We start from the raw sequence: 12,637 nt of genomic DNA on the forward strand, positions 1-12,637 counted from the left end.
CAAATTCTGCCAGAATGGTGCAATGTGACTCACAGCCCCCCTCTTGCTGCTATTCCTCTTCGACGCCGTGATAATAGGCATACACTTTTTGTCCCGTCTTATTCCCGATCTCTTCCTGGAGCTGCTCCAGGGGCGCCTGCTGGACCGATTTAACAGATCCAAATCTTTTTAACAGCTGCTGAGCCGTTTTATCTCCGATACCCTCAATCTGGGTCAGTTCTGTTTTAATGGTTCTCTTTGACCGCTTATCCCGGTGAAAGGAGATGGCAAACCGATGGGCTTCGTCTCTGATCCGCTGCAGGAGCTTCAGGGCAGACGACTTTTTGGGTATCATGACCGGTTGCGACCTCCCCGGCAGGAAAACCTCTTCGAGCCGCTTGGCCAGGCCGACAACCTCACACTGCCCGTAGAACCCAATATCCCGCAATGCATTGACAGCACTGCTCAATTGTCCCTTGCCGCCATCCACAACAATCAAATCCGGGATCTGCTCCTTCTCTTTCATCACGCGGCTGTAACGGCGGCTGAGCACCTCTTTCATAGAGGCAAAGTCGTCTGGCCCCTCCACAGTCTTAATGTGAAACCGTTTATAGGAACTCTTGCGCGGACGGGCATCTACAAAACAGACCATGGAAGCCACCGGGTCCGTTCCCTGCAGGTTGGAATTGTCAAAACATTCAATGCGCCGGGGCAGGCGATCGAGCCCCAGCTGTTCCTTTAACTCTTTCACCGAATGCGGGATGCGTTTGCGCGCCGCCTTCTCTTTTTCAAGCTTCCGTTCTCCCAGCAGCAGTTTGGCGTTGGACAGCGCCATGCGAATCATCTTCGCTTTCTCTCCACGCTGGGGTCGATGAACCCGTACTTTCTTGCCGCGCTGTTCATACAGATACTGACGAAGTGGCTCATCGTTAACCAGGTCATCACTTATATAGACCTCGTCGGGAATAGCCCCCGCATACTGCCCGGTATAATAGTCCTCCACAAACGATTGCAGCATCTCTCCTTTTTCCAAGTGGCTGATATTCTTCAGGAACCGATGGAATTTACTGATCAGCTTTCCTTCCCGCACCTTGAATAACACGCCACAGGCCTCCGACAGTTCTTCATCCACTTTTATGGCAAAAAGATCCCGATCCACTTTCTTTTTGGCCACTACTTTCATCTTCCGGCTGTATTTCTGGACAGCCTGCAGGCTGTCGCGCAGCCGGGCGGCCTGCTCGAACGCAAGTGCGTCCGAAGCGATCTTCATCTCATCCTTCAGATCCCGGATCAGTGCATCGGTCCGCCCATTGAGCATGCGTTCAACCTTGTGAATGGTCTCGCGGTACTCCTCCAGCTCCCAGTCGCCGGAACAGCTCTCCAGGTAGTCGTCGAAACAGGAGTGCCAGCTGGGGGCTCCCCTCGTACGATCGATAGTCTTGCGGGAGACCGCACAGGTGCACAGTCCAAAAGCCTTTCGAATGGTCTCAAGCATCCGTTTCATATGCCTGACACTGTCGTACGGGCCGTAATATTTGCTCCCGTCGTTAATGACCGTGCGCGTGGGAAACACCCGTGGTCGGTCCGCATTGGTCACACAGATATAGGGATAGGTCTTGTCGTCGCGGTACATGACATTATACCGCGGCTGATGCTTTTTGATCAGGTTGTTCTCCAGGATCAGCGCCTCTGATTCCGAATCCGTGACTATCACCTCCAGGTCGTCAATTTTTTTGACCATCACCCGGATGCGCCCGTCATGGCCCCCGGAATCCTGAAAATAGGAACGCACACGATTGCGAAGGCGCTTGGCTTTGCCGATATAGAGCCGCCGGCCCTTCCGATCCTTAAACATATATACGCCCGGTGAAAGCGGCAGATGATCAACCTTGTCTTTCACATCTACATCGGGGCTGTGGTTGCTGCTCATATTACTCTGTATACAGTATTCCTTCCTCTTTGCACCGGCTAAACTTAACGACTCTGTTCCTGTTATGGAAGCGTCTATTTGCACATTCCGCCCCTTACTTCTAAAAACAAGCCGGTGAAGTTTTTTATTCATTCGGACTACAGCCCGGGCAGACGCCCAATGGGTAAGCCTCTGCCCGGTCATCCGTCATCATGCATAGGCATATTAATCCTCCCTGACTGCGGGGAAGCTTCAATACCTAAGAATGGAAAGATAAATAAAATTTCCCCGCCCTGAGGTTCAAATTGACTGGGAACTCAAAATTATTACCTTTGATAGGTACACGGCAACATCACCCTGCAATATATGACGCTGCGGAAAAAAATATTCCTTGGATTGCTGGTTACCATTCAACTCGCACTCATCTGGCCCATCTATGCTCTTTTCGGAGATGTTCATCTCATGGTTTTGGGACTCCCCCTTTCACTGGCCTGGATCATCGCAATGCTCTTTGCCTCCTTCTTCCTGCTTCTCTGGTACTACTGGACCGATCCGTCCCGTACTTCTTCTCCCCGCCCTCCCAAATCCAAGAGGCCCTGATGGAGAACTGGATCCTTATCCTTATCATATGCGGCATCTACCTGGCAATTACGCTGGCCATGGGGATTATTCCCGGGCTCAAGGTTTCCGACAGCGTCACGGGCTTTGTAGCCGGCGACCGCAGCATGAACCTCTTTATCCTCTATTTTGTAATGGGCGCTTCGGTCTTCTCTTCTTTCGCCTTCCTGGGCGGACCCGGCTGGGCCTATTCCCGGGGCGCAGCGGCCTTCTATATCATTGCGTACGGGATAACCGGCATGATTCCAATCTATTTTTTCGGACCCAAAGTTCGACGGCTGGGCAAAAAGCACGGTTTTGTGACCCAAGCTGAAATTCTGCAGGACCGCTACAACAGCAAGACCCTCTCGGCACTGCTCGCCGCACTCAGTATCCTTGTCTTCATTCCCTACCTCACTCTCCAGATGAAAGGAGCCGGCTATGTAATTACCACCGTAAGCGAAGGCGCCATCCCGCAGTGGCTGGGGGCTGGCGTCGCCTACCTTGTGGTTTTGCTATACGTCTATTTCAGCGGCGTTATGGGGGTCGGGTGGACCAACACCTTCCAGGGCATTTTCATGATGATTATCGCCTGGTTCCTCGGCCTCTACCTGCCGTATAAACTATTTGGGGGCGTTGGTGCCATGTTCACCCAGATTGCCCAGAGTCCCGATGTCTCCAAGGCGATCCTTCAGGCCCCGGGCCTGAATGGGAAAGGTGCCCCATGGAGCTGGTGGGGCTATAGTTCCGCCGTCCTGATTTCCGCCATCGGATTTTCTGTATGGCCCCATCTTTTCATGCGGGCTTTTGCAGCAGACAGCGACCGGACGATGAAAATGACCGCCGTACTTTATCCCACTTTCCAGCTGTTCCTGGTGCCCATCCTGATAATCGGCTTTTCAGCCATTCTCGTTTATCCTGACGTCACCCCGGCCGATACCATACTCCCCTATATACTTACGCAGCTTGATCTTCCCGTACTGCTTGTGGGACTGGTCTTTGCGGGCACACTGGCCGCCTCCATGTCATCGGGCGATGCCATTCTTCATTCGGCGGCCTCCATCGGCGTGCGCGACGGTCTTTCCCTCCTGTTGCCCGACCACCTGAAGACGGACCAGAAAGAGCGGCGTTATATTCGTGTATTGGTAGTCGTCATCAGCATTACCGCCTACTATTTTGCAGTCATCTCGGATGTGCCCATTGTAAACCTTCTGCTGGGCTCCTATGGAGGGGTCGCACAGATATTCCCGCTTGTTTTCTGTATGTTTTACTGGGAACGAGCCACCGGTAGCGGGGCCCTTGCAGCTTTGACGGGGGGAGTTGCCACAACTATCTTTTTCCTGCTCTACCCTGATCTTCGGCCGGTGCCCATGCATGAAGGGATCTATGGTCTCATAGTCAATATTTCCCTGCTCACCGGCGTTAGCCTGGCGACACCGCCAGAATCTGAAGACCGAATTGAACGATACATCCAAGCCTGATGAAACATACCCAAACACAGCCCGACATTCCCATTGTCTTTGAAGATGATCACCTGCTTATTATTGATAAACCGGCAAACCTGCTCTCCCAGAAAGACCACACCGGGGATCCCGATGTACTGACACTCTGCAAACAATATCTCCAGCGCAGCAAAGGAGCAGCGCGCCCCCCCTATCTCGGCTTGGTCCACCGGCTTGACCGGCCGGTCAGCGGTCTCATGCTGCTGGCAAAGACGAGCCATGCGGCTCAGTCCCTGGCCCGGCAGATCAATGACCGGACCGTGCAGAAAACCTACTGGGCCGTAACCGGTGGGCGTCCTCCGACCAATGGCATGCTTACCCATTACCTGCTCAAGAAGCATGATAAGAACATTGTCCAGGTTGCCTCTTCCAAAAATAAAAAGGCTAAAAAAGCCATTCTTTCTTTTGTAACCATTGATCAAAGAAAAGAGCTTAATCTCTTATCCATTCACCTGCAGACAGGACGCCCCCATCAGATTCGTGTTCAGCTTGCCAGCGAGGGATATCCCATCTGGGGTGACTACAAATACGGTATCAAGCAGCCGGACGGCCGTCATATTGCACTGCGGGCTGCCGAACTGGCGTTGCGCCATCCCATCACCGGTGAACACCTTCATTTTGAAGCTGAACCTCCGAAAGCGGCTCCCTGGTCGCTTTTCACTTCCGCTCATTCCCCACAAGACCAGGATGCCCCGAGTCCATGAAACCAGATCAACTGAGCCCGTCTGCTTCTTTTATTGCTGTCAAATTTTTTGGCCTGACCCGGGAGCCGGAATTCCGCGATCTCTTTGATACAGGAACCGTCCGCTATTATGAAAAAATCTGTGCCTCACTGCCCTCGCCATTGCACTATTATCACTATTGGCTAAGGTTCAGATGGGTACGTTCGCTTTACATAAAGATTGAAGAGCTGCTGCTGCCGGGAGATCTGCTGCATATTCTTGCCCGCAAATGGTACCTGCGGCGGTTGGTTGACCGGCTGCTTTCGGAGGGCTATGAGCAGGTTTTTGTGCTGGGGGCAGGCTTTGACCATCTCGGCCTTCATTATGCCCGCCGGGGCCTGCCGTCGCTTGAACTTGATACCCCCCGGATGATCAGATTAAAAAAAATGCTGCTCGACCGACATTACCCCGCACACCCTCATCCTGCGCTTCGTCCGCTGCATCTGCCTCGCCAGTCGCTGTCAGATTTTCTCCGGCAGCAGCACTGCCTTTCAGCAATGAAAAAAACAGTTGTCATTGCCGAAGGTTTTTTCGATTATCTGCAAAAAGCTGTTGTTGACGATATTCTGTCAACCCTGAAGAACTATTTTTCTTCACCGGCCCTGGTCAGCACCCATTTTGCTCTCAACGAGCTGCCGCCTGCTCATCGCTGGGTCTTCCGGACCAGCCTGAAGATAGCGGGAGAACATCTGCAATTTGATGCTTCCATGGAAGAGTTCCAGGCGCTGCTGCAGGATCACCAGTTCCGGTTGCAGCAAAAGATGGACCGCGAACAGATGAAACAGGAATTATTTTCCACCCTTCACACCCGTTTAGACCTCCTGAAAGGATTTTATATCTTTTCGACCCAATAAATTGTATTAGTGCCACTTTATTGGAACACTGATGAAATCCTAACTGTTGAAGAAATGGAGCAAAGCCACTCTAACCCTCAGAGCCATGACAGGATATGGACCATGATGGATAATGAAGGCCTCACAAAGTATGAAGCGCTTGAACTTATTACCCCCGTTGTGGACGACGAGGTGTGTGAGGAGACTCGCAATGCTTTTTTTCAATACATCGCCCGCCATCAGGATGTAAGGAAGAAATATGAATCGATTAAAAACATCAAACTGCTGGTCGGATCCCGATGCCCCAGCGCCTGTGCACCTGACACCCTTCGCGATGAGATAAAGCGGCTGATCAAACAGCAGTAGGACTAATATTCTGTGATTCCTGCACACATGGAGTCTTCGGGCTGTCCGCATTCATTCATCCTGATGCAGGCTGGAAAATCACGCTCTTATTCCTTTCGGTCCTCGACCTGCTTTTTTTCTGTCAGTTCCCCCGGCAGGGTTTTACTTGATTTGGCCCCGAGCTCACGCAGCATCTCCACCTGGCGCACCACATTGCCGCGCCCCTCGGAAAGACGTCCCATCGCCTCATCGTAGCTTTCCCGGGTTTGCCGGATGCGCTGCCCGATATCCTTCATACTCTCCACAAAAAGCACAAACTTATCATACAATGCTCCCCCCCGGTCGGCAATCTCCTGCGCATTTTTACTCTGGTACTCCTGCTTCCAAACGCTGTCGATGGTAGCCAGGGTAGCCAGAAGCGTAGAGGGACTTACAATCACGATATTTCTATCAAATGCATCGTAGTAGAGGCTGGCGTCCTGCTGCAGGGCCACTCCAAAGGCCGATTCAATGGGTACAAACATGAGGACGAAATCGGGGCTGTTTCCGCCATAGAGCCGTTCATAGTTCTTGCTGCTGAGACCCTTTACATGGCTACGCAGGGAAGTAATGTGCTGTTTTAGTGCCTGGTTTCGCTCTGCTTCCTCATCGGCCGAAGTAAACCGCTCGTAGGCCGTCAGCGATACTTTTGAATCAATAACCAGCCGTTTTTCATCGGGCAGATGCACCACCACATCGGGGTACAGGCGACGGCCGTCACCGGTGGTGTGGTGTTCCTGAATTTCATATTCCCGCCCCTTGCTCAGCCCCGACTTCTCGAGTATTCGCTGCAGAATCACCTCACCCCAGCTGCCCTGGGTCTTTGATTCTCCCTTAAGTGCCCTTGTTAAATCCTTGGCCTCCTGTGCCATATGCTGGTTCATCTCTTTAAGGTGCTTCAAGTGCTGCTCCAGAGAACTGCGTCCCTTGATGTCCTCCTTGTGGGTTTCCTCCACCTTGTTTTTAAACGCCTCCATTTTCTCACCCAATGGCTTCAGCAGCTGATCAAGCTTCTCTTTGTTCTGTTCGGTAAATTTCTGGGATTTTTCTTCCAGGATCTTATTCGCCAGGTTCTCAAACTCGTCCCTGAACCGGTCCTGCAGGTTTTTCATCTCTTCTTTCTGCTCATTCAGGCGCTCCTTCAGGTTTCGATAATCCGCTTTAAGTTCAGCCAGCTGCTTCTCCGCCTCGCTGGCGCGCCGTTCCGCTTCCTTTTTGTCCTGCTCGGTCTCCCGCAGCTGCGTCCCCAGGTTCTCATTTCGCTCCTCCAGGCGGGAGATCGTCTGCATGGCCTGTTCGCGCTGCTGCTCCAGGGCTTCAGCCTCTTCCTGGTCCAGGGCCCGGCTGCTTTTGCTTTTGAAATGGGCGATGGCATACCCCAGGACAAGACCAACGATGATAAATAAGATTGCAGTCAGTTCCATTTATTATGAATTGAATGTTGAAGGTTTTTGCTTATGACTTCTGCCCATAAAAGGTAGAAAGTAAAAAGGATAAAGTTTAATTGTTCGCCTAATTCCTTCTTCATTCTCCCTGCCTGCAAGATAAGCCTGTCAGTGACAGGGTTATGTCACCCTCAAATAGGCTATACATACCCCGCCCAGAATACACCAGAATATTCCTTACTACTCTGCCGATCGCAGTAGTTTGCCCGGCGCTGCATAGCGGGGGGTCACCACGAGCAGATGCGCAGTAAGGACCACCGGCTAACACGCTCGTCCGGCGTTTCTGAATCTTTTGCCCCCCCTGTCGGGCGGCTTTGCTCATGATCGCTCTCAACGGAGGAGTCATTATGGCTTTATCCGGGCAGAAATAAAAGCGTGCGGAGAAACCAATACATCGATATTCCACATGTAAAACCATTTTTGTTATTTTAGGGCGGATACACTTATTTTCGACCACTCTTGTTGAACCTGAATCTTGTTATCGATGTCAAAACGTACTCTTGTCACTTCTGCCCTGCCCTACGCCAACGGCCCCATCCACCTGGGCCACTTAGCCGGTGCTTACCTGCCGGCCGACCTCTACGTCCGCTACAAACGGCTCAAGAGGCAGGATATCCTGTATATATGCGGCTCGGATGAACACGGTGTCCCCATTACCATTGCGGCAGAAAAGGAAGGGGTGGATCCCCAGGATATTGTGGATAAATTTCACAGCCGCAACAAAGAGGTTTTCGACAAGATTGGCATATCCTTTGATTATTACGGGCGCACCAGCTCCCCGGTTCACCACGAGACTTCCCAGGATTTTTTCTCGAAGCTGTATGAGGACGGCGTCTTTGTTCAAAAGACCGAGGAACAGCTCTATGATCCCAAGGCCGATATGTTTCTGCCCGACCGTTACGTGAAAGGAACCTGTCCCAACTGCGGCTACGAGGAGGCCTATGGGGATCAGTGTGAAAACTGCGGGACTTCACTCTCGCCCACTGAGCTAATTAATCCCAAGAGTGCGATTACCGGCGATACGCCCGAAACCAGAAAGACCAAGCACTGGTACCTGCCGCTGGGCGATTTCCAGGAACGCCTGGAAAAATGGATCGACAGCCGGGAAAACTGGAAGCCGAACGTTGCCGGACAGGTTAAAAGCTGGCTCAATGACGGCCTGGCTGACCGGGCGGTCACCCGCGACCTTACCTGGGGCGTCCCGGTCCCCCTGGAAGAGGCCGAGGGCAAAGTCCTTTACGTCTGGTTCGACGCCCCCATCGGCTACATTTCAGCCACCAAGGAGTGGGCCCAGGAGCAGGGCGATCCGGAACGATGGAAGACCTACTGGCAGGACGAAGAGACGGATCTCATCCACTTTATAGGCAAAGACAATATTGTATTTCACTGCATCATGTTTCCCGCGGTCCTGATGGCTTACGGCAATTACGTACTGCCCAAAAACGTACCCGCCAATGAGTTTTTGAACCTGGAAGGCAGGAAGCTCTCTACCTCCCGCGGCTGGGCTGTGTGGCTGGAAGATTATCTTGACGATTTTGAAGCCGATCTACTTCGCTACGTGCTGGGTACGACGCTTCCCGAAACCAAGGACTCTGACTTTTCCTGGGAAGACTTTCAGAATAAAGTGAACAGCGAACTGGCCGACATCCTGGGCAACTTCGTCTTCCGAACCACCTCTTTTACTCATAAGTATTTTGACGGGACGGTTCCCGAATTAAAGGACCCTTCAGAACAGGACCGGGAGGCCCTCGCCCAGATAGCGATTCAGAAGGAAGCCATAGCAGAGGCGTACGAGGAATTCAAAATGCGCGAAGCTATTGCCGAGACAATGAAGCTGGCCCGCATCGGCAATAAGTATTTCACGGACATGGAACCCTGGAAAACTCGCAAGGAGGATATGGACACCTGCGGCAACACCCTGCATGTGTGCCTGCAGATTACGGCGGCCATAAGCATCCTGTTTGAGCCGGTGCTGCCACACAAGATGGCCACCCTGCGCAAAGAGCTGCACCTGGACGACAACCTCAGCTGGCAGCAGGTGGGTCCGAGCCTACTGCAAAGCGGGTCCGGCATAGAAAAAGGAGAAATATTATTCACTAAAATCGAGGATGAGCAAGTGGAAGAACAGCTGGAAAAACTGGAACAGCGCGTCACAGAAAATCAGTCTGCCGACGAGAAGTACGAACCGCTCAAGCAGAATATGGAGTTCGACGACTTCCTGAAGATGGACCTTCGGGCCGGTCGTATTGTGGAGGCCGCGGCCATTGAAAAAGCAGACAAGCTCCTGAAGCTGACGGTTGACCTCGGCTTTGAGCAGCGCACCATCGTTTCAGGCATTGCCAATGATTTTGCTCCCGGCGAGATTGTGGGCCAGCAGGTATGTGTGGTTGCCAACCTTGCACCCAAAAAGCTGATGGGGGTGCAAAGCAACGGGATGATTCTGATGGCCGAAGAAGAGGACGGATCTCTGAAATTTGTGGAAACCGACGCCCGGCCCGGATCACCGGTAACCTAGGAGAAGCCGGGGAGCAGTTCCTTGATAAACGGCGGGGCGGGGCCTGCCCCTCCAGTGATGGACTCGGTTCTCCACCACCGATGGCATATTGCCGACCTGCAGAAACGCCATTTACAATTTTTGAAAAAATCCATTTGTAAGTAAACATCCTGCATTACATTTTAATGCCAAATTATTGCTGAAAGGCGGATAGTATCTACAGTTAACATAACGAGGATTAGCATTGGCTCAGACAGACACAACAGCACGGGGTAACTGGAATTCAAAACTGGGATTTATCCTGGCAGCCGCAGGCTCGGCCGTCGGACTTGGAAACATTTGGGGCTTCCCCACCCAGGTTGCCTCCAATGGAGGGGCCGCTTTCCTTTTTATCTACCTGCTATGTGCTTTTGCGATCGGCTTCCCTGTGATGGTGGCTGAAATAACCATGGGACGAAAGACCGGTCGTAATCCCGTGGGGGCTTTCAAGGCTCTCGGAGACAATAAGCTGATGTATTCGGCTATCGGCATGTGGGGGCTTATCTGCGGGGTGATGATCCTTGCCTTTTATACCGTCATTGCAGGATGGACCGTAAGCTATGTTTTTGAAGAGATTTTCTTCTACCTCCAGATGAATGAATGGGCCACGTGGATTTCCGACACCGGCAATGGCCCCATCAATGCTGTTTTCGCTACGGTCTTTATGGGAGCTACTATTTCCATCATCCTGGGCGGTGTGAGCGAAGGAATCGAGCGGGCCACCAAATTCATGATGCCCCTGCTGCTTGTGATTCTTGTTATTATGATCGGCTATGTTCTAACCCAGCCGGGGGCAGGCGTCGGACTCGAGCAGTACCTGGTGCCCGACTTCTCCAAGGTGACAGCCGGCCTTGTTTTCTCGGCTATGGGACAGGCCTTCTTTTCCCTCTCACTGGGGATGGGAGCACTGATTACCTACGGCTCGTACCTCAGCAAAAAAGAAAACATCCCTGAAGCGGCCGCTTATGTCACCCTGACGGATGCTTTCATCGCTTTCCTGGCCGGTCTGCTGATCATTCCTACCATGTACATGGCCCAGGCGCAGGGGGTAGCGATCTTCGACGAAAGCGGCAACCTGTTGGCCAGTGCAGCCCTCATTTTCCAGGTCCTCCCGCAGCTCTTCCATGAAATGGGCGGATTGCTGGGACTTATTTTCGGAGGCACATTCTTCTTTCTGCTCAGCATTGCAGCCCTCACCTCCACCATTTCGCTGCTGGAGGTCCCTGTCTCCTATGCCATCGACGAGCACAATATCTCCCGCAGAAAAGCGGCCAGGTATATCGGCGGGGGAGTCCTGATCATCTCCCTGATCATCTCTTTTGACACCTCTCTTATCGATCTTTTTGTCGTCATCTTCAATGAGGTGGGCTTGCCGCTTGGCGGTTTTCTGATCTGCATTTTCCTGGGCTATTACTGGAAAACGGATAACGCCCTGCGGGAGATGGAATCCGGCTATCCCAATGTTATGAAGAGTGTTTTTGCCAAAATATGGCCCCTGTTTATCAAAGTTATAGCGCCCCTGGCCATTTTATACAACCTCTTGTCTGGGTTGGGACTAATTTAATGCTTGTTATCCTTCATCTGACATGGTATTTTTGTGCCACTAATTTTGAAGAATGATAACCACTATTTATGGCAAAAGTTTCTACCTCTAATTTTAGAACCGGCATGGTGATTGAGGTTGACAATGAGCTCTACTCCATTGTTGACTACCAACATGTCAAACCCGGCAAAGGCGGGGCCTTTATTCGTACCAAACTCAAGGGCGTTGTCAACGAAAAAAACATTGAGAAAACCTTTCGCTCGGGTGAAGATGTCATTGAAGTCCGTGTAGAACACCAACCCTACCAGTTTCTTTACCGCGACGGCAACCTCTACTATTTCATGCACCAGGAAACCTACGAGCAGCTTCCCGTTGAAGAGGAACGCGTAGAAAAAGCGGAGTTCATTGCCGAGGGCCAGGTTTGCACACTCGTTGTCGATGTGGACAACGAAAAAATACTGTATGCCCATCCTCCCGACCATATTGTGGCTACAGTGGCAGACACCCGCCCCGGCCTCAAGGGTGATACCGCTCAGGGCGGCAGCAAGCCGGCAACCCTCGAATCCGGTGCAACCGTACAGGTGCCTCTTTTTATCAATGAAGGTGAAAAAATAAAAGTCGACACCCGTACTGCTGAATACATCGAACGTGTAACATCAAATTAATTGTCTATTATGGATTTAAAAGTTATTGAAAATCTTCTTACTCTCATTGCCAAAAGCGAAGTAAATGAAGTGTCGATAGAGGAAGGAGATTTTAAAATCAAAGTAAAAAAGAAGGCTGATGTTGAACAGCCGGCGATGCCCGTACAATACCAGCTGCCAGCACAGACCGCGGCCGTACAGCCGCCCGCCGGTGCCCCTCAGCAGACTCAGCAGGCCCAGCAGCAGCCGGCCCCGGCCCCCGAGCAGGAATCCACTGATGAATCTTCCGCCTCTGAGGAACCTTCCGGCGAAGTGGTTAAATCGCCCATTGTGGGAACCTTCTACCGATCCCCCTCTCCCGATGATGATCCCTTTGTGCATGTTGGCGACCAGGTTGAAAAAGGTCAGACCATCTGCATTGTCGAAGCCATGAAAATCATGAACGAAATCGAATCTGACTATTCCGGTGAAGTTAAGAAGATCCTAGTAGAGGATGGAGAACCGGTAGAATACGATCAACCATTATTTATCATCGGATAAAAACAG

11 protein-coding genes are annotated in these 12,637 nt (G+C 51.8%); 9 read left to right on the forward strand and 2 right to left on the reverse strand.

Annotated elements, in window-relative coordinates:
- Nucleotides 1-49: 49 nt before the first annotated feature.
- The gene (gene uvrC, locus FN808_RS02370; RefSeq protein WP_142712950.1) at nucleotides 50-1,909 is read right to left on the reverse strand and encodes an excinuclease ABC subunit UvrC; all 1,860 of its coding nucleotides are present in this window, start codon (nucleotides 1,907-1,909) and stop codon (nucleotides 50-52) included.
- 345 nt (nucleotides 1,910-2,254) lie between these two features.
- Here uvrC and FN808_RS02375 point away from each other — a divergent pair, with 345 nt between their 5' ends.
- The 5 genes from FN808_RS02375 (at nucleotide 2,255) to FN808_RS02395 (ending at nucleotide 5,908) form a co-directional block, all read left to right on the forward strand.
- Complete coding sequence (locus FN808_RS02375) at nucleotides 2,255-2,488, forward strand: hypothetical protein (protein WP_142712951.1); 234 nt, start codon at nucleotides 2,255-2,257, stop codon at nucleotides 2,486-2,488.
- Nucleotides 2,488-3,966 carry a sodium:solute symporter family protein gene (locus tag FN808_RS02380; protein WP_142712952.1) on the forward strand — a complete coding sequence of 493 codons (1,479 nt, stop codon included), beginning with the start codon at nucleotides 2,488-2,490 and terminating at the stop codon, nucleotides 3,964-3,966. Before FN808_RS02375 ends, FN808_RS02380 begins: the two co-directional genes overlap by 1 nt.
- A complete protein-coding gene (locus tag FN808_RS02385; protein WP_142712953.1) occupies nucleotides 3,966-4,691 on the forward strand; it encodes an RluA family pseudouridine synthase in 726 nt (241 codons plus the stop codon). The genes FN808_RS02380 and FN808_RS02385 overlap by 1 nt, the downstream gene beginning before the upstream one ends.
- Entirely contained in the window at nucleotides 4,688-5,563 is an 876-nt protein-coding gene (locus FN808_RS02390) for a class I SAM-dependent methyltransferase (protein ID WP_142712954.1), read from the forward strand. Before FN808_RS02385 ends, FN808_RS02390 begins: the two co-directional genes overlap by 4 nt.
- A 102-nt stretch (nucleotides 5,564-5,665) precedes the next feature.
- Nucleotides 5,666-5,908 carry a hypothetical protein gene (locus FN808_RS02395; protein WP_142712955.1) on the forward strand — a complete coding sequence of 81 codons (243 nt, stop codon included), beginning with the start codon at nucleotides 5,666-5,668 and terminating at the stop codon, nucleotides 5,906-5,908.
- 86 nt (nucleotides 5,909-5,994) lie between these two features.
- Here FN808_RS02395 and FN808_RS02400 read toward each other — a convergent pair whose 3' ends face one another.
- Complete coding sequence (locus FN808_RS02400; protein WP_142712956.1) at nucleotides 5,995-7,350, reverse strand: DNA recombination protein RmuC; 1,356 nt, start codon at nucleotides 7,348-7,350, stop codon at nucleotides 5,995-5,997.
- A gap of 505 nt (nucleotides 7,351-7,855) precedes the next feature.
- On the opposite strand from FN808_RS02400, the gene metG reads away from it, so the two are divergent.
- The 4 genes from metG to accB all read left to right on the forward strand — a co-directional run bounded on the left by metG (nucleotide 7,856) and on the right by accB (nucleotide 12,631).
- Complete coding sequence (metG, locus tag FN808_RS02405; protein WP_142712957.1) at nucleotides 7,856-9,886, forward strand: methionine--tRNA ligase; 2,031 nt, start codon at nucleotides 7,856-7,858, stop codon at nucleotides 9,884-9,886.
- A 223-nt stretch (nucleotides 9,887-10,109) separates the two neighbouring features.
- Entirely contained in the window at nucleotides 10,110-11,468 is a 1,359-nt protein-coding gene (locus tag FN808_RS02410; protein WP_142712958.1) for a sodium-dependent transporter, read from the forward strand.
- Nucleotides 11,469-11,536: 68 nt separating this feature from the next.
- Nucleotides 11,537-12,112 carry an elongation factor P gene (gene efp / locus FN808_RS02415; RefSeq protein ID WP_142712959.1) on the forward strand — a complete coding sequence of 192 codons (576 nt, stop codon included), beginning with the start codon at nucleotides 11,537-11,539 and terminating at the stop codon, nucleotides 12,110-12,112.
- Between the two features lie 9 nt (nucleotides 12,113-12,121).
- Nucleotides 12,122-12,631 (forward strand): acetyl-CoA carboxylase biotin carboxyl carrier protein, encoded by a 510-nt coding sequence (accB, locus tag FN808_RS02420; RefSeq protein ID WP_142712960.1) that lies wholly within the window; start codon nucleotides 12,122-12,124, stop codon nucleotides 12,629-12,631.
- Nucleotides 12,632-12,637: the final 6 nt, after the last annotated feature.

The sequence above is a fragment of the Fodinibius sediminis genome (genome assembly GCF_900182555.1).
GTDB classification, from domain to species: Bacteria; Bacteroidota; Rhodothermia; order Balneolales; family Balneolaceae; genus Fodinibius; species Fodinibius sediminis.

What these genes read in the sequence shown, in the direction of transcription:
- uvrC (WP_142712950.1), bottom strand. Translation starts at nt 1,909, where the DNA reads ATGAGCAGCAACCACAGCCCCGATGTAGATGTGAAAGACAAGGTTGAT.
- FN808_RS02375 (WP_142712951.1), top strand. Translation starts at nt 2,255, where the DNA reads ATGACGCTGCGGAAAAAAATATTCCTTGGATTGCTGGTTACCATTCAA.
- FN808_RS02380 (WP_142712952.1), top strand. Translation starts at nt 2,488, where the DNA reads ATGGAGAACTGGATCCTTATCCTTATCATATGCGGCATCTACCTGGCA.
- FN808_RS02385 (WP_142712953.1), top strand. Translation starts at nt 3,966, where the DNA reads ATGAAACATACCCAAACACAGCCCGACATTCCCATTGTCTTTGAAGAT.
- FN808_RS02390 (WP_142712954.1), top strand. Translation starts at nt 4,688, where the DNA reads ATGAAACCAGATCAACTGAGCCCGTCTGCTTCTTTTATTGCTGTCAAA.
- FN808_RS02395 (WP_142712955.1), top strand. Translation starts at nt 5,666, where the DNA reads ATGATGGATAATGAAGGCCTCACAAAGTATGAAGCGCTTGAACTTATT.
- FN808_RS02400 (WP_142712956.1), bottom strand. Translation starts at nt 7,350, where the DNA reads ATGGAACTGACTGCAATCTTATTTATCATCGTTGGTCTTGTCCTGGGG.
- metG (WP_142712957.1), top strand. Translation starts at nt 7,856, where the DNA reads ATGTCAAAACGTACTCTTGTCACTTCTGCCCTGCCCTACGCCAACGGC.
- efp (WP_142712959.1), top strand. Translation starts at nt 11,537, where the DNA reads ATGGCAAAAGTTTCTACCTCTAATTTTAGAACCGGCATGGTGATTGAG.
- accB (WP_142712960.1), top strand. Translation starts at nt 12,122, where the DNA reads ATGGATTTAAAAGTTATTGAAAATCTTCTTACTCTCATTGCCAAAAGC.